Annotated in this window: 13 protein-coding genes; 8 read left to right on the top strand and 5 right to left on the bottom strand. The window is 56.5% G+C overall.

Features of this window, described 5'->3' with window-relative positions; all coding sequences use genetic code 11:
* Positions 1 to 19 precede the first annotated feature (19 nt).
* The 3 genes from GSF27_RS03720 to GSF27_RS03710 form a co-directional block, all read right to left on the bottom strand.
* Positions 20 to 619, bottom strand: a complete 600-nt coding sequence (locus GSF27_RS03720) for a DUF488 family protein (RefSeq protein WP_160965830.1) — start codon at positions 617 to 619, stop codon at positions 20 to 22.
* Between the two features lie 15 nt (positions 620 to 634).
* Complete coding sequence (locus tag GSF27_RS03715) at positions 635 to 1,195, bottom strand: hypothetical protein (RefSeq protein WP_160965828.1); 561 nt, start codon at positions 1,193 to 1,195, stop codon at positions 635 to 637.
* Between the two features lie 132 nt (positions 1,196 to 1,327).
* Entirely contained in the window at positions 1,328 to 2,923 is a 1,596-nt protein-coding gene (locus GSF27_RS03710) for an isocitrate lyase (RefSeq protein WP_160965826.1), read from the bottom strand.
* Positions 2,924 to 3,031: 108 nt separating this feature from the next.
* Here GSF27_RS03710 and GSF27_RS03705 point away from each other — a divergent pair, with 108 nt between their 5' ends.
* The 3 genes from GSF27_RS03705 to trmH all read left to right on the top strand — a co-directional run bounded on the left by GSF27_RS03705 (position 3,032) and on the right by trmH (position 7,492).
* Positions 3,032 to 3,976 carry a LysR family transcriptional regulator gene (locus GSF27_RS03705; RefSeq protein WP_160965824.1) on the top strand — a complete coding sequence of 315 codons (945 nt, stop codon included), beginning with the start codon at positions 3,032 to 3,034 and terminating at the stop codon, positions 3,974 to 3,976.
* A 166-nt stretch (positions 3,977 to 4,142) separates the two neighbouring features.
* Complete coding sequence (locus GSF27_RS03700) at positions 4,143 to 6,311, top strand: malate synthase G (protein ID WP_160965822.1); 2,169 nt, start codon at positions 4,143 to 4,145, stop codon at positions 6,309 to 6,311.
* A gap of 494 nt (positions 6,312 to 6,805) precedes the next feature.
* Positions 6,806 to 7,492 carry a tRNA (guanosine(18)-2'-O)-methyltransferase TrmH gene (gene trmH, locus GSF27_RS03695; RefSeq protein ID WP_160965820.1) on the top strand — a complete coding sequence of 229 codons (687 nt, stop codon included), beginning with the start codon at positions 6,806 to 6,808 and terminating at the stop codon, positions 7,490 to 7,492.
* Positions 7,493 to 7,749: 257 nt separating this feature from the next.
* Here the strand turns inward: trmH and GSF27_RS03690 are convergent, their stop codons facing one another.
* Positions 7,750 to 8,529 (bottom strand): potassium channel family protein, encoded by a 780-nt coding sequence (locus tag GSF27_RS03690; RefSeq protein ID WP_160965818.1) that lies wholly within the window; start codon positions 8,527 to 8,529, stop codon positions 7,750 to 7,752.
* Positions 8,530 to 8,664: 135 nt separating this feature from the next.
* Here GSF27_RS03690 and GSF27_RS03685 point away from each other — a divergent pair, with 135 nt between their 5' ends.
* Together GSF27_RS03685 and GSF27_RS03680 are read left to right on the top strand one after the other, a co-directional pair.
* Positions 8,665 to 11,622, top strand: coding sequence for a bifunctional diguanylate cyclase/phosphodiesterase (locus GSF27_RS03685; RefSeq protein ID WP_160965816.1), 2,958 nt, complete (start codon positions 8,665 to 8,667; stop codon positions 11,620 to 11,622).
* Positions 11,623 to 11,713: 91 nt separating this feature from the next.
* Positions 11,714 to 12,259 (top strand): DUF1285 domain-containing protein, encoded by a 546-nt coding sequence (locus GSF27_RS03680; protein ID WP_160965814.1) that lies wholly within the window; start codon positions 11,714 to 11,716, stop codon positions 12,257 to 12,259.
* A 92-nt stretch (positions 12,260 to 12,351) separates the two neighbouring features.
* On the opposite strand, the gene GSF27_RS03675 is transcribed toward GSF27_RS03680, so the two are convergent.
* Positions 12,352 to 13,995 carry an electron transfer flavoprotein-ubiquinone oxidoreductase gene (locus GSF27_RS03675; protein ID WP_202410254.1) on the bottom strand — a complete coding sequence of 548 codons (1,644 nt, stop codon included), beginning with the start codon at positions 13,993 to 13,995 and terminating at the stop codon, positions 12,352 to 12,354.
* Positions 13,996 to 14,483: 488 nt separating this feature from the next.
* On the opposite strand from GSF27_RS03675, the gene GSF27_RS03670 reads away from it, so the two are divergent.
* The 3 genes from GSF27_RS03670 to GSF27_RS03660 all read left to right on the top strand — a co-directional run bounded on the left by GSF27_RS03670 (position 14,484) and on the right by GSF27_RS03660 (position 16,447).
* Positions 14,484 to 15,236, top strand: coding sequence for an electron transfer flavoprotein subunit beta/FixA family protein (locus GSF27_RS03670; RefSeq protein WP_160965810.1), 753 nt, complete (start codon positions 14,484 to 14,486; stop codon positions 15,234 to 15,236).
* The gene (locus GSF27_RS03665; protein WP_160965808.1) at positions 15,233 to 16,162 is read left to right on the top strand and encodes an electron transfer flavoprotein subunit alpha/FixB family protein; all 930 of its coding nucleotides are present in this window, start codon (positions 15,233 to 15,235) and stop codon (positions 16,160 to 16,162) included. The genes GSF27_RS03670 and GSF27_RS03665 overlap by 4 nt, the downstream gene beginning before the upstream one ends.
* Before the next feature lie 84 nt (positions 16,163 to 16,246).
* A complete protein-coding gene (locus GSF27_RS03660; RefSeq protein WP_160965806.1) occupies positions 16,247 to 16,447 on the top strand; it encodes a DUF2788 domain-containing protein in 201 nt (66 codons plus the stop codon).
* Positions 16,448 to 16,610 lie beyond the last annotated feature (163 nt).

Below are 16,610 nucleotides of genomic sequence, written 5' to 3'. Positions count from 1 at the left end.
AGGCCGGCGGTTCGGCAGGCTAAGGCCTGCCGTCATCGTCGCGGGGCTTTCGGTAAGAGGTCTTTTGCAGTTGCATGCGGTAGGCCCGTTGCAGGGCTTCCTCCCGTGACAGGAACAGGTCCTGCTCCAGTTGATGCATCAGTGGCAGCCGTGCTTCCAGCTGCTGCTGGGTTTCCAGCTCGCCGTCGTGGGTGATGTGTTGTAACTCCAGCCCGGTCTGTCGCTGCATCGCGTAGCCGATCAACAAACTGCGGTGGCAGCTGGCGGCATCCTTCTCTGCACACATCAGGGCAATATGGAAACCTTTTCCCATCCCGTCCTGCAGCCGTTCAACGCCTTGCCGGAACAGCTCCGACTGGCTCAGGCGATCAAACTGTACCTGTCCACAGTCATCGTAATGGTCGGGGTTCTTTGAGCGCGGGCCCAATTCATCCCCCAGGTAAACGTAGCGGATGCCGGCGTTTTCCAAATGCTGCCGAATCGCCGGTTGGTGATAATCAAAAAAGGCCTTGCTGAAGGGGACAGAGCGCACGTCAGCAACGGCAGAGATGCCATATTGCAGCAGTTGCCGGAGAAAAACGTCAACGGACTTGGTGGCGTAACCTATGGTGTAGAGCATGGCTGCCGGGATATTTCAGCGTGTTACCAGCTGCAGGTATTCAGGGCCAATATCGGCATTGCAGTAAGCCAGTCCCAGCTTTTTCAGGTAATCAAGGCGATCCGCCTGTACCGGATTGAGGCTGGGGTGGGGCAGGTCCCGCTCGTGGTAGATGCCGGACAGGTAGGCCAGGTAGTCCTCGCCTTCCGGGTGCATCAGGATACTGGCTGCACCGACGTCAGGCAGTACCTGCAATGCACTGTCCTCGCCGAGGGTCACAGCAAGGATCACCGGCTCCTCGTCGTTGCCAAGACGGCTGTGACGCTTGCGCACGGTCTGCAGGGCCCAGTACCAGGCCAGGGATTTTGCCGGGCAGAGAAACACCGGTTCCTGATGGTCTGTCATGCGGTCACCAATGGTGGTCATGGTGTTGTGCAGGGCAGTTTCCAATTCGGCGTCGCCGGAACGTTTCAGGCCTTGTTGCAGGATGTTTTCCAGCAGGCCGGAGGAGGTGCCATGAAACCAGGTGTTGTCATACACAAATCCATCGGCGGTGAGACGGTCATAGTCCTGGGCAACAACGGGGGGAGTGGTCATGGCGTGACTCCTGTCAGGCTGGGTTAACGCATGGAACGTCAGTGTATCAAAATCCAATCAAACAAAAAGGCGACCATTGGTCGCCTTTTTGTTGTATCAGGGGAGCAATAGCGCTCCCCGGTCACACCTTGATCAGCCGAACTGGTTCATGGTGTTGTCTTTACCGGCAGCTTTCAGGGCGTTCTCACCGGAGAAGTACTCTTTGTGATCGTCACCCATGTCGGAACCGGCCATGTTCTGGTGCTTAACGCAGGCGATACCCTGGCGGATTTCCTTGCGCTGTACGCCAGCCACGTAGCCCAGCATGCCCGCTGCACCGAAGTACTCTTTGGCCAGGTTGTCGGTGGACAGGGCCGCAGTGTGGTAAGTCGGCAGGGTGATCAGGTGGTGGAAGATACCCGCTTCACGGGCACCGTCAGCCTGGAAGCTCTGGATGCGGCGATCGGCTTCAACAGCCAGATCGGTGGCATCGTACTCGGCGCTCATCAGGGCGGCACGATCGTAAGCGGCAACGTCCTTACCTTCTTCAGTCCAGGCATCGAACACCTGCTGACGGAAGCTCAGGGTCCAGTTGAAGCTTGGTGAGTTGTTGTACACCAGCTTGGCATTTGGCACCACTTCACGGATGCGGTTTACCATGCTGCCGATCTGGCCAACGTGAGGCTTCTCGGTCTCGATCCACAGCAGGTCAGCACCGGCTTTCAGGGATTCGATACAGTCGAATACGCAGCGGTCGGCACCGGTACCCTGACGGAACTGGAACAGGCCGGAAGGCAGGCGCTTGGGACGCAGGATCTTGTCGCCACGCTTGATAACTACATCGCCTTGCTTCATGTCGGCAACGGTTACTTCTTCACAGTCCAGGAAGCTGTTGTAGATGTCACCGGAGTCGCCTTCTTCACGGACCACAGCGATCTGCTTGGTGAGGCCGGCACCCAGGGAGTCGGTACGGGCAACGATAACACCGTCATCCACACCCAGCTCGAGGAAGGCGTAGCGCACAGCGCGGATCTTGGCGTGGAAGTCATCGTGAGGAACGGTTACCTTGCCGTCCTGGTGACCACACTGCTTCTCGTCAGCTACCTGGTTTTCAATCTGGATGCAGCAGGCACCGGCTTCGATCATCTTCTTGGCCAGCAGGTAAGTGGCTTCCTCGTTACCGAAACCGGCGTCGATGTCGGCAATGATTGGCACTACGTGAGTCTCGTAGTTGTCGATCTGGTTCTGCAGCTCGGCAGCCTTGGCGTTGTCACCGGCTTCGCGGGCGGCATCCAGGGCGCGGAACAGGCCACCCAGTTCACGGGCGTCTGCCTGGCGCAGGAACTTGTACAGCTCTTCAATCAGGCCGGCAACTACAGTCTTTTCGTGCATGGACTGGTCGGGCAGGGGGCCGAAGTCGGAGCGCAGCGCAGCAACCATCCAGCCGGACAGGTAGAGGTACTTACGCTTGGTGGTGCCGAAATGCTTCTTGATGGAGATCAGCTTCTGCTGACCGATGAAGCCGTGCCAGCAGCCCAGGGACTGGGTGTACTGGCTGCTGTCGGCATCATAGGCCGCCATGTCTTCGCGCATGATCTTGGCTGTGTAACGGGCGATATCCAGACCGCTCTGGAAGCGGTTCTGAGCGCGCATCCGGGCAACAGACTCAGGGTTGATAGCATCCCAAGAGCTGCCGGCAGCGTTCTTGAGTTCGGTTACAGACTCGATGTTTTGAGTGTACAGAGACATGGCGTTTCCTCGCGTTTAGATCGAGTGGTTGAATTTTGCACATGACAGAGTCTAGGTATTTTGCGAGAATTCGCCTAATTTATAGTTTCTATATTCGGTATTCCGTTTATGAATATTGCTCGTATTGATCTCAATTTACTGGTCTATCTGGATGTTTTGCTGCGTGAGCGTAACGTGACGCGGGCGGCCAACCAGCTGGGCATCAGCCAGCCCGCCATGAGTAACGGTCTCAAGCGACTGCGGGATCTGTTTGACGATCCGCTGCTGGTGCGTACCAGTGAGGGTATGACCCCGACCGAGCGTGCGCGGGAGCTGGAGCCCGAGATCCGCCACCTGTTGCTGGAACTGGAGAAGACCGTGCAGCCGCGCTCCAGCTTCGTGCCGGAGGAGAGCCGCCGGGTATTCCGTTTCATGGCCAGTGACTACGCCGAGTGCACCCTGATCCCGTCACTGCTGGCGCGACTGCGCAACCTCGCTCCCCACGTCACTCTGGATATCATGACCCCCAGCGATGTCAGTTATCAGGATGTGGAGCAGGGCAAGGTGGATATGGTGATCAACCGCTTTGATTCCATGCCCCAGTCCTTCCACCAGAAGTCCCTCTGGCTGGACCAGTTCAGCTGCCTGTTAAGCAAGAAGAACCCCATCCTGGCGCGTTTTGACCTCGAAGCCTATCTGGAATCCCAGCATGTGTGGGTGAGTAAAACCGGCATGGGTGTGGGTGTGGGGGTCAACCCGGAGGATGTGCAGCGTCTGGGCTGGGTGGATGTGGCTCTGGGGGAGCTGGGCAAAAAGCGGCGCATTACGGTATTTACCCGTCACTACCTGGCCGCGGCACTGCTGGCGGAGCAGAAAGACCTGATTGCCACCTTGCCCAGCAAACTGGCGCGTCAGCAGATCAACAACAATCGTCTCAGTATTATGCCGCCGCCGTTTGATATCCCGCCGTTCGAGCTGAAGATGGCCTGGAGTCCGCTGCTGCACAATGACCCCGAGCATCGCTGGATGCGCCGTTTGATCACCGAAGTGGCGGAAACACTGGATCAGAACTGAATATATATTTTCTATATGAATAGCGGATATAAAAACGATAAATTTTAGATATTGTGGTGCGTGGGATAGACTTTTTTGCTGCTGAAACGGTGTTTAGTGGCTGCTTCGGGGCCAGAGCACCCGCAGCCGTGCTTTTTCGTATCAAGACAAATCAAGGCAGATCATCATGACTTCACGTGTACAGAAAGGCGGTCTTCAGATCGCAGAAGAGCTGTTCAATCTGGTTAACGGCGAGATCGCGCCGGGTACCGGAGTGGACGTCGATCATTTCTGGGCTGAGTTTGAGGCCATCATCAATGATCTGACCCCGAAGAACCGGTCACTGCTGGCCCGGCGTGATGAACTGCAGGCCACCATTGACGGCTGGCACCGGGAGCACAAGGGACAGCCTCACGACGCGGCCGCCTACAAGGCCTTTCTGCAGGAGATAGGCTACCTGCTGCCGGAAGGTGAGGATTTCCGTATTACCACTGAGAATGTGGACGTAGAGATCGCCGCCCAGGCCGGTCCGCAACTGGTGGTGCCGGTCAAGAACGCCCGCTTTGCCCTCAATGCCGCCAATGCACGTTGGGGCAGCCTCTATGACGCTCTCTATGGCACCGACGCCATTTCCGAAGAGGGTGGTGCTGAAAAGGGTAAAGGTTACAACCCGGTACGCGGCGCCAAGGTGATTGCCTTTGCCCGAAACCATCTCGATACCGTTGCGCCACTCAGGGAAGGCTCCCATGTCGACTCTAACGCCTACCGTATCATCGACGGTGAGTTGCAGGTAAGCCTGGCTTCCGGTGTTACTACCGGTCTGCAGCAACCGGAGAAATGTATCGGCTACCGCGGTGATGCTGCACAGCCGAGCGCAGTCTTGTTGAAGAACAATGGCCTGCACGTTGAGATCCAGATCGATCGCGATGGCTCTATCGGTAAAACAGACGCCGCCGGTGTACAGGACCTGCTGGTTGAAGCGGCCGTAACTACTATCATGGATTGCGAAGATTCCGTTGCTGCCGTCGATGCCGAAGACAAGGTGGAGGTTTACAAAAACTGGCTGGGCCTGATGAAGGGTACCCTGTCTGACAGCTTCGAGAAGGGCGGGAAGATGATGACCCGTACCATGACCGCTGATCGCGACTACACCGCGGTTGACGGCAGTGAGCTGACCCTGCATGGGCGCAGCCTGTTGTTTGTGCGCAACGTGGGTCACCTGATGAGTAACCCGGCCATCCTGGATAAAAACGGCGATGAAATCCAGGAAGGAATCATGGATGCCATGATCACCAGCCTGGCGGCAATCCATGACCTGCAAGGCAATACCAGCCGCCGCAACTCCCGTACCGGCAGCGTTTATATTGTGAAGCCGAAAATGCACGGACCGGAGGAGGTGGCGTTTGCCGTCGAGCTGTTTGGCCGTGTGGAAAAGGCTCTGGGATTGCCGGAAAACACGCTGAAAGTCGGCATTATGGACGAAGAGCGTCGCACTACGGTCAACCTGAAAGCGTGCATCCGGGCGGCTCAGGCACGCACGGTGTTTATTAACACCGGCTTCCTCGATCGTACCGGCGACGAGATCCACACCTCCATGCTGGCAGGACCATTTGTACCTAAAACACAGATGAAACAGCAGCCGTGGATCAACGCCTACGAAGACTGGAACGTGGATATTGGTATCGAGTGCGGTCTGCCTGGCAAGTCCCAGATCGGTAAGGGTATGTGGGCCATGCCCGATGAGATGGCGGCCATGCTGGAGCAGAAAATTGGTCACCCCCGTTCGGGTGCCAATACCGCCTGGGTACCATCGCCCAACGGCGCCACGCTGCACAGCATTCATTACCACCAGATCAATGTTTTTGAGCGCCAGCAGGAATTGTCGAGCCGTGGGCGTGCCAGCCTCGATGATATCCTCACCATCCCGGTGCTGCAGGATCCGGCCAGCCTTTCTGCGGAGCAGATTAAATTCGAACTGGATAATAACGCCCAGGGTATCCTCGGTTACGTAGTGCGTTGGGTAGACCAAGGTGTTGGTTGTTCAAAAGTGCCTGACATTAATAACGTCGGCCTGATGGAGGATCGTGCCACACTGCGAATCTCTTCCCAGCATCTTGCCAACTGGCTGGAGCATGGTATCTGCAGCGAAGAGCAGGTGATGGAAGCCCTCAAGCGTATGGCGAAGGTGGTGGACCAGCAGAACAGTGGTGACGCCGAGTACGAGGCGATGGCGCCATCCTATGACGGTATTGCGTTTAAGGCTGCCTGCGACCTGGTGTTCAAAGGCAAGCAGCAGCCTTCCGGTTATACCGAGCCATTGCTGCACGCAGCGCGCCTGGCGCATAAGGCGCGGTAACACCTGCTGGTAAGAACCGCACGCCAGCCCAATGGCAAAAGCCCGGCTTCCACCGGGCTTTTTTGTGTCTGAAAATAGTCGCAGCGACCTGCTGCAGCGTGACTATTTTGTGACAGAAATGTGTTTGTGCATTGAAGCTTTTGTGACTACGGGTGTTCCACAGTTAATGGACGCTTACTTGTTATGCACACAGTCTGAATCAATCTGGTGCAAGTGGTTAAAAAGCACACCAACCACCAAAAAACGACTGTAAAAAAAGCCTAACCTATTGAAATTATTATACTAATAAGGGTGTGGTTAAAAATTGAACAAATTGTGGAGGGTACCCCTGATCAGGGGGTTGGGACATCATATTTAAAGGTTATGCACCGGGATATCCACAGAATCTGTGGAAAAAAGTATGTGCTCTGTTTGTGACAAATTGGTGTCACGAACGGTGACACGAATTTGATATAATCCGCCACCTTGTTACCTGATTCAATCGCTGAGGCCACATGACCCCGGAGCGTTACGCCACCATTCGACGGGTGCTGGATTACCGGCAACCCGATCTTACTGTCATCACTGACGAGGTTCACAAGGGGCGCAATCTCTCCGCTATCGTACGCACCTGTGATGCCGTTGGAATTCCCCGTTTGCACTGTGTTGAGCCCCGCAAGGGCTACCGTGCTTATCGGGGTACCGCGCTCGGCAGTCACAAGTGGGTAGACACCAGGCTTCACAACAGCATTGGGGCTGCGGTGGAGGAGGTCAGGGCACAGGGCTTTCGTGTGGTGGCGGCCAACCTGTCTGAGCGGGCGGTAGATTACCGGCAATTGGACTATACCCAGCCTACAGCGCTGCTGCTGGGCACGGAGAAGGAGGGGGTCAGTCCCGAGGGGCTGGAGATGGCCGACGCCGAAGTCATTATCCCTATGGTAGGGATGGTGGAGTCCTTTAACGTTTCTGTTGCTGCCGCCATTATCCTCACGGAAGTCCGTTACCAGAGACAGCAGGCAGGTCTGTATGACCAAAGCAGGCTGGATCAGGAGGAATACCAACGCCTTCTATTCCGTTGGTGCCAGCCAGTAGTAAGCGCGTATTGTGACGAGCGGGGCCTGGACTATCCGCCGCTGGATGATGAGGGGGAAATCGTAAATCCGTCCGGCTGGTATCAGCAGGTTCGCGCGGAGAAGGGATAGGAAATTACGCGGACAAAAAAGAACCCGACGTCTGGGGGAGAGCGTCGGGCCAAGACCATTAGGAGTGAAACATTTAAGGACAAACCCTTAAAAGCGAGCTCGACTGTCGCCGTCCAGCTCCACTGGTGCACGCACTTGGGGGATATGCTCACCAGTAACCTTATTATTGGTCAGGCCCGACAGATTGCCAGTATTCCCGCTAAATTTTTTAAATCTATTTGCAATAGCCATATAACTGGAAAGGGCCGGAGGCTATATTATTCCGGCGGCGTATGTTTTTCGCTCAACCTGTCCAGTTTCTTCTCAATGCGTTTCAGCTGCTCTTCCAGGTGCATGATACGAGTCCGGTCCTCGGCTTCGCTGCTGGCGCCGGAGCGGGCGACCCGCCAGGCGGCTATACTGGCGGTCAGCAGCGAGATAAGCCCCAGCCCCACCACCATAAGGATGGCGGCAAACAGGCGGCCGATGTCGGTTGAGGGAACAATGTCGCCGTAACCCACCGTGGTAATGGTGACCCACGCCCACCAGATGCCATCCGAGGCGCTTTCTATAGCCGGGTCCAGCCCGGCGATCATAAACCCCGCCATCACTACCACAATCATCGACCCGATAAACGTGGGGGCGAGGCTGTCGCGGGTGAGCAGCTTGTGCAGCAGGGAGCCCATGTGCATGCTCAGGTCGATCACTATCAACAGGCGCAGCAGACGTATAAAGCCCATATAGCTGGGCATGCCGATAAACAGTGGCAGCCCAACAACGATAATCACCAGGTTCATCCAGTTGCGACGCAAATAGAGGCGTGGGTTATCGCTCAGGGCTGTGAGGAGGAAAGTCTCCAGCACAAACAGGCTCCAGAGCACGAAATCCAGCTTCAAATGGGTGTTTTCGGGGTTGTCCAGGCCGCTGTACCAGAGCGCAATCAGCCAGAAACCGGCAGCCAGCATGGGCCACTCCAGCATGCGGGCACAGAGGCGGGCGCGGGAGTTTTCGTCGTCGCTGAGACCGGCGAGTCCCAGCAGTAGCAGGAATTTGTCCAAGGGTGCCTCCAGGGCAGTTGGCTGGCCGGATTTGCTGCTCCCGGTCGTTGTGGGGGCTATGTATACTAGAGTCAAAGGAAATTCTGAAGGCTTGCAGTTTAGATGGTGGAAAATCAAGGCCGTAACCTCCCGTGCTTGACGGACTCAATAGATCGTCTTGAGGAGCTGGGTGATTGGGCGTGGGAGACTAATGCGGATCATGAAATATCCGCGGTCACCACAGGCGTGCTGCAGGCCATGGGACTGGAAGGCGGGGAGCTGCGAACGGGCAGTTTTCTGGAGGCGGAGGGGTGGTTGCATCTATTCGAACCCCAGCCCGTTTATCTCAGGCAAAGGCTGGCCGCCCGTTTGCCGTTCAACAATATTTACATGCTCGCCCGTCACGGCAGTGGTGTGCCTCTGGTGATCGAGATTCGGGGGGCGCCTTACTACGATGAACAGCAGCGCTATCGGGGGTACCGCGGGGTATCCACTGTGCTGGCGGAAAAGCTGGCGACGCAACTGCTGATCGAACATTTTCAGGAGCGCCTGGAGGACAGGGAAGGCGCCGACTATTTCAGCACGTTGGTTAAGGTGGTGTCCCGGATACTGGATCTCGATTGTGTCTTCGTGGGGCGCTTCCAGCCAGGCTCGCAGCCGGTCATGCAAACCCAGTCGGTCTGGTGTGACGGCGAATACCTGGAGAACTTCTGGTACCAGATTGAAGGTACGCCTTGCGCGCAGGTCCAGCGCGACGGAGAGGTGGCGGTGAGTGAGGGGGTCAGTGACCTTTTCAGGGACGCCCCTCTACTGCGCAAGCAAGGTTTCGAGGCCTATCTGGGGCAGCGACTGCAAAACCGGGAGGGTGAAGCGATTGGCTTGCTGGTGTGCCTGCATCGCCAGCCCCTGCGACAGATCGAGTTGGCCAACAATCTCTTTAAGGTTCTGGTGCGTCGTGTTGAGTCCGAGCTCTATCGCCTCAGCACGGAGCAGGTTTTGCGCATGCAGAAAACCACACTGGCCCAGGCACAGGTGTTAACCGGCTTTGGCAGCTGGCGGTTTGAACTGCAGGAGCAGTGCTTCTACTTTTCTGCGTCGGCCTGGCAGATGCTGTCCGGTAGTAGCAGTACAGCCAGGGAGCTGCCCCTGGAATTGCGCATCTCCATCGCCGAGGTGTGGAGCCAGTTGCGTCTGCGTGCGCTGGGGCATCGGCGGGCGCTGCTGGAGTTCTGGCGCAGTGTCACCGATCAGGATGAGCTGCGCGATTCTACCTTTGCCTGGCAGTCGCCCGGTCTGGGCCTGCGCTGGTTTCGTTGCATCGCCAACCGCCAGCGCACGGATGATGCCGGCGGTGGTGAATACCGGATTACCGGGGTGCTGCGCGACGTGACTGAGGAGCGCAACGCAATACGCCAGTTGAGGCTCCTGAGTGAGGCGGTGGATCAGGCTTCCAACTCCATCAGTATCACAGACCTGGACGCCCGGCTTATCTACGTCAATCCCGCCTTTTGTCGTGTTACCGGGTATTCCCGCGAGGAGGTCCTCGGTCACAGCGTCAATATGCTTTCCAGTGGACTGACCCAGCAGGAAAATTATCTGGAGTTGTGGGATTCACTTGGTAAAGGTGAGCATTGGCGGGGAGAGTTCGTCAATCGCCGAAAGGACGGCTCGCTCTACTGGTCCTCCAGTCTCATTTCGCCGTTAAGGGACGAAGATGGACAAATTTCCAACTATCTGTCTGTGCAGGAAGATGTCTCGCTGCGCAAGGAACAGGAAGACCAATTACGTCACAGGGCTCACCACGACGCACTGACGGACTTGCCCAATCGTCTGCTGGCCTTTGAGCGTCTGAAGCACAGTATTGTCCAGGCACGGCGTCAGTCCGGCTCCTTCACCCTGATGTTTATCGACCTGGATAATTTCAAGCAGATCAATGACAGTCTCGGTCACGATGCCGGTGACCAGTTGTTGCAAAAAGTGGCGCGACGCCTGCTGTCCACCTTGCGCGAGGGCGACACTGTGGCTCGCCTGGGAGGCGACGAATTTCTGGTGATTCTGGAGTCTTCGGGTACGGCAGCAGCGGAGCTTAGCGCCTTGCGTATACGGCATGTGCTCGGTACGCCGATGGTGATTGAGGGGCGCGAGCTGTTTGTCACCGCCAGTATCGGCCTGACTTCCTTTCCGGAAGACGGCGATACGCCCGAGTTATTGATGCGCAATGCTGACATGGCGATGTATCGGGCGAAGGCCAAGGGCAAGAATACCTTCCGCTTTTTCACCGCCTCCATGAACGGCGAAAGTGAGAAGCGCTTGCTGATTGAAACCGAGCTCAGGCGGGCCCTGGCGAGAAATGAAATCCATGTGCATTATCAGCCCGTTGTGGATATTGCCAGTGGCCGTATCGTGTCAGCGGAAGCGCTGGCTCGCTGGAGCAACCCGACTCTGGGAGAGGTCAGTCCGCTGGAGTTTATACCGCTGGCGGAAGAGCTGGGGCTGATTGCGGACATCAGTGATTATATTATCGACCAGGCAGTAGCTCAGTGTGTGCGCTGGCACAGGTATGACCCAACGCTGTCCATCGCCATTAATATTTCCCCGCGCCAGCTGCGGGACAGTCGTCTTTACGGCTCGCTGCGTGACGCCATCGGTCTCAACAACATCAACCCGCAATCCATCACACTGGAGGTGACCGAGGGTGTGTTGGTGGAGAATGTGCAGGCAGCTCTCGGTTACCTGCAGCGCCTGTCAGATATGGGGGTCAATCTGGCGATTGATGACTTCGGTACCGGTTACTCGTCGCTCTCCTACGTAAAAAACTTTCCCTTCAGTCATCTGAAGATTGATCGCAGCTTTGTGGTGGATTGTGAGGATGAGGAAGGCCAGTTGCGATTGTTGCGGGTGATGGTGGACCTGGCGCACCAGTTTCATTTGACGGTGATCGCCGAGGGGGTAGAGACCGCTGCCCAGCTACAGCTGTTGAGCCGGTTGGGGGCTGATATGTATCAGGGGTACCACTGTTCTGCACCGCTGGCGGCCGACGCGTTCACTGATCTGTTGCTGCAGCAAGGGGTGCTGGACAGTGCAGCCGGAGTAGATGTTGAACGACGCCACTGAAGACTCCGCTGGCGGGGTTTGCAGGGGAGGCAGGGCGGTGCTCCATTTGATGTTAAACTCACCTCACCTGAATTACTCATAGTGAACGGTCATGAATAGCCCCACGTCTTCGATTCTGGACACCATTGCCGACCTGGAAAAGCAGTACTGCGACAAGCTGCCGCCGGTACACCTGTGGTCCCCGGAGCTTAACGGTGACCTGGATATGCGCATTGACCGGGAAGGGCAGTGGTTCTATCAGGGCAGCAGGATAGAGCGTTTGCCTATGGTGAAGATGTTTTCCACCATTCTGAAGCGCGAAGCTGACGACTATTTCCTGGTGACGCCGGTGGAAAAGTGGCGCATACAGGTGGAGGTTGCTCCCTTTCTGATTACCGCCTGGCGGGAGGTGGATGCCAATGGCGAACCCGGCCTGGCATTGGCCACTAACGTGGGTACGGAATTTCTGTTGGACGGGGATCATCCCATGTGGGTCGATGTTGCCACCGATGGCTCCCCTTTGCCCTCCGTGATGGTGCGGGGCAATCTGCCGGGGCTGTTGAGTCGCGCGGTTTACTACCAGCTGGCCGAGATTGCCACAGAAGAGGATGGGCGCTTCTTTGTGCAATCCTGCGGAGAGCGTTTTTACCTGGGCTGAGCCCCGGCGGCGCGGGGCTGCACAACATAAACCTTGCAGCAAGCGACAACAAAAAAGCCCGGCAATGCCGGGCTTTTTTGTACGTGGGCTAATTACATGTTGGGGTAATTGGGGCCGCCGGCACCTTCAGGCACTACCCAGACAATGTTCTGGGTCGGATCCTTGATGTCGCAGGTTTTGCAGTGCACGCAGTTCTGGGCGTTGATCTGCAGGCGCTTGTCGTTGTCGTCGCCCACGATCTCGTAAACACCGGCAGGGCAGTAGCGCTGCGCAGGCTCGTCGTAGGTGGCCAGGTTGACCTTGATTGGCACCTCGGCATCCTTGAGTGTCAGGTGGCACGGCTGATCTTCTTCGTGGTTGGTGTTGGAGAGGAACACCGAAGAGAGCTTGTCAAAGCTCAGCTTGCCATCGGGCTTGGGGTAGTCGATGGGGCTGAACTGGGAGGCCGGCTTCAGTTGTGCGTGGTCAGCAACCGGGTCGGACAGGGTCCATGGCACATTGCCGTTGAAGATATTGATATCGATAAAGGCGTAGGCGGAACCGATGATGTTGCCCCACTTGTGCTGGGCCGGGCCAAAGTTGCGCTGCGCCCACAGCTCTTTATACGCCCAGGAATCTTTATAGGCCTTGTCGAATTCCACCAGGTCGTCGTTGGCGCGCTCGGCTTTGACGGCTTCAACTACGCACTCGGCGGCCACCATGCCGGACTTCATGGCGGTGTGGCTGCCCTTGATCTTGGCGAAGTTAAGGGTGCCGGCGTTGTCGCCCAGCAGCAGGCCGCCAGGGAAGTGCATTTTAGGCTGCGACTGGATACCGCCCTTGGCGATGGCGCGGGCACCGTAGGCCAGGCGCTCGCCGCCGTCCAGGTACTGCTTGATCACCGGGTGGTGCTTGTAGCGCTGGAACTCGTCAAACGGACTCAGGTAGGGGTTGCTGTAAGAGAGGTCGGTAATCAGACCGCATACCACCTGGTTGTCTTCGATGTGGTAAAGGAAGCTGCCGCCGGCGGCGCCGTTCTCGGCCAGTGGCCAACCGGCGGTGTGTACCACCAGGCCCTGCTGGTGTTGCTCGGCGGGGATTTTCCAGATTTCCTTGATGCCGATGCCGTAGTGTTGCGGCTCTTTACCGGCGTCCAGGTCAAACTTGCTGATCAGCTGCTTGCCGAGGTGGCCGCGGCAGCCTTCGGCAAACAGGGTGTACTTGCCGTGCAGTTCCATGCCGGGCATGTAGGAGTCTTTGTGCTCGCCGTTGTGGCCCACGCCCATGTCACCGGTCGCAATACCTTTAACGCTGCCGTCTTCATGGTAGAGGATCTCGGCGGCGGCAAAGCAGGGGTAGATCTCTACACCCAGCGCTTCGGCCTGCTCGGCCAGCCAGCGGCACAGGTTGCCGAGGCTGATGATGTAGTTACCTTCGTTGTGCATGGTCTTGGGCACAAAGAAGTTGGGGACCTTCTGGCCCTTTTCGGCGCTCTTGAGTACATAGATGTCGTCGCCGGCTACTTCAGTGTGCAGCGGGGCGCCTTGCTCTTTCCACTCCGGGAAGAGCTCGTTCAGTGCGCGTGGTTCGAATACCGCACCGGAGAGAATGTGCGCGCCAACTTCGGAGCCTTTTTCCACCACGCAGACGCTGACTTCGTCGCTCAGTTGACGTATCCGGCAGGCGGCGGCAAGACCAGAGGGACCGGCGCCGACAATGACGACGTCGTATTCCATAAATTCACGTTCCACAGTCATCTCTCCTGGCTGTTCACAAAAATAAAAAGGAATTGAATCGGACGAGGCTAAAACGCCCGTTTCAGGTGGCAGAGGTTCTGCGCTGAATTATATAGAAGGCCATTTGGGGGTACCACTCACAATTTCGGTCGTGGTGGTGACAAAAAGGGACATTTTTACCGCGTTTAAAGCGATAAAACCGTAAAAATTGCCTTACAAGTAGCAGATTGTGACAGTGGCGGAGTACAATACGCTCATCGTGTCCGGAGCGTTTTTGAACCGCTTTATGGCGACTGTACGCCGCCACGGTAACCGCTGGGTGTTGATTTTGAAGGGCGAAACGGTCAGTATACTGGCCGCTCTAAAGACCGCTACCCCCGAATTCCGGGGCTGGTCAGGCTTTTTCAGAGCCATTCCGAGCCATGGAAACGCCGGCTGCCGCTTCTCGTCATGGGGAGTTTCGGGCAGACTTGGCATTTATCCTTAACAGATAAGCGAATGGGAAATCCATGAAGATTCTTGTTGCAGTTAAACGCGTTGTTGACTACAACGTGAAGGTCCGTCCGAAAACCGATGGATCTGGCGTTGATATCGCAAACGCAAAGATGTCTATTAACCCCTTCTGTGAAATTGCTGTAGAAGAGGCAGTACGCCTGAAAGAGAAGGGTGTTGCTACAGAAGTCGTGGCTGTTTCTCTGGGCACCAAGCAGTGCCAGGAACAGATCCGTACTGCGATGGCTCTGGGAGCCGACCGCGGTATCCTTGTGGAAACCGACGCTGAACTGCAGCCACTGGCCATCGCCAAGTGTCTGAAAGCTATCATCGAAAAAGAATCCCCCGATCTGGTTATCATGGGCAAGCAGTCTATTGATGGCGACAACAACCAGACCGGCCAGATGCTGGGCGCCCTCACCGGCATGGCCCAGGGTACCTTTGCTTCTGAAGTGGTTGTTGCCGACGGCAAAGTAGACGTAACCCGTGAAATCGACGGTGGTCTGCAGACTGTCAAGCTGAACCTGCCAGCAATTGTTACCACTGACCTGCGTCTGAACGAACCTCGTTACGCATCCCTGCCAAACATCATGAAAGCCAAGAAAAAGCCTCTGGATACCACTACTCCGGACGAGCTGGGCGTTGATGTTGCGCCGCGCGTACAAACTCTGAAAGTTGAGCCGCCAGCCGAGCGTCAAGCCGGTATCAAGGTAGCCGATGTGGCTGAACTGGTCGAAAAACTGAAGAACGAGGCGAAGGTAATATCATGAGCATCCTGGTCATAGCTGAACACGACAACGCCAGCCTCAAGGCCGCGACCCTGAACACCGTTGCCGCTGCCAAAGCCATCGGTGGTGATATTGATCTGCTGGTAGCCGGCGCTGGTTGTGCCGCTGCTGCCGAAGCTGCTGCCAAGGTAGAAGGCGTCAGCAAGGTGCTGGTAGCCGACGATGCGGCTTACTCTCACCAGCTGGCTGAAAACCTGGCGCTGCTGGTTGCCGAGTTGGGCAAGAACTACACCCACGTTCTGGCTCCTGCCACTTCCAACGGTAAAAACATGGCGCCACGTGCGGCAGCTCTGCTGGACGTACAGGCCATCTCCGACATTATCAGTGTCAAAAGCGCCGATACCTTCAAGCGCCCAATCTACGCCGGTAACGTAATTGCTACCGTGCAGAGCTCCGACGCTATCAAGGTGATCACCGTGCGTGGTACTGCCTTCGACGCCGTTGCTGCTGAAGGTGGTTCTGCCGCCGTTGAGAATGTTGCTACCGCTACTGACGCAGGTATCTCTGCCTTTGTTGGTGAAGAGCTGGCGGTAAGTGACCGTCCTGAACTGACTGCTGCGAAGATTGTTATCTCCGGTGGTCGTGGCATGCAGAACGGCGACAACTTCGAGATGCTGTACAAGGTAGCTGACAAGCTGGGAGCCGCTGTTGGTGCTTCCCGTGCTGCCGTAGATGCCGGCTTCGTACCCAACGACATGCAGGTAGGTCAGACTGGTAAGATCGTTGCCCCTGATCTCTACATTGCCGTTGGTATCTCCGGTGCGATCCAGCACCTGGCAGGTATGAAAGACAGTAAAGTGATTGTTGCCATCAACAAAGACGAAGAAGCACCGATTTTCCAGGTTGCCGATTACGGTCTGGTGGCAGATCTGTTTGCTGCTGTGCCTGAGCTGGATTCAGCGCTCTGATACTGAGCCTGTAGCAGTCAAGTACCAGAGAAAAAGCCGGCGTATCGCCGGCTTTTTCAGCTTTACAGAGGTTGGAAAACGCACGTGGATATCGAATCCTTTGAACACTGGTCGCTGATTTTGGGTGTGGGCGGTCTGATCGCCTTTATGACCTTCATCATGTGGGACCTGGCTAAACAGTCAAAAGCTGGCCGTTTTGGTACCTTTATATTATTCACGGCACTGGGGTTGGGGCTGCTGGGCTTCATCATCAAAACGGTGTTGGTGGAAATGGTAGGTCAATAAGCCCGGGCGGGCTTTAAGATTTTACTAAAGATAATTACCTAACTTATTAATAATAAATTGCTTTTTGCTCTGTTTGTGGGTGCTGACGCGTGTGTCGGCCTATACTCTGCAACGGACACGGCAAATCGGTGGGGCCTGGCAATGGGTGTACAAATCCTGGCCG

The sequence above is a fragment of the Pseudomaricurvus sp. HS19 genome (assembly GCF_009857815.1).
Classification (GTDB): domain Bacteria; phylum Pseudomonadota; class Gammaproteobacteria; order Pseudomonadales; family Cellvibrionaceae; genus Pseudomaricurvus.
The sequence above is the reverse complement of the archived record's forward strand: the minus strand, read 5'-3'. Positions and strand labels throughout refer to the sequence as shown.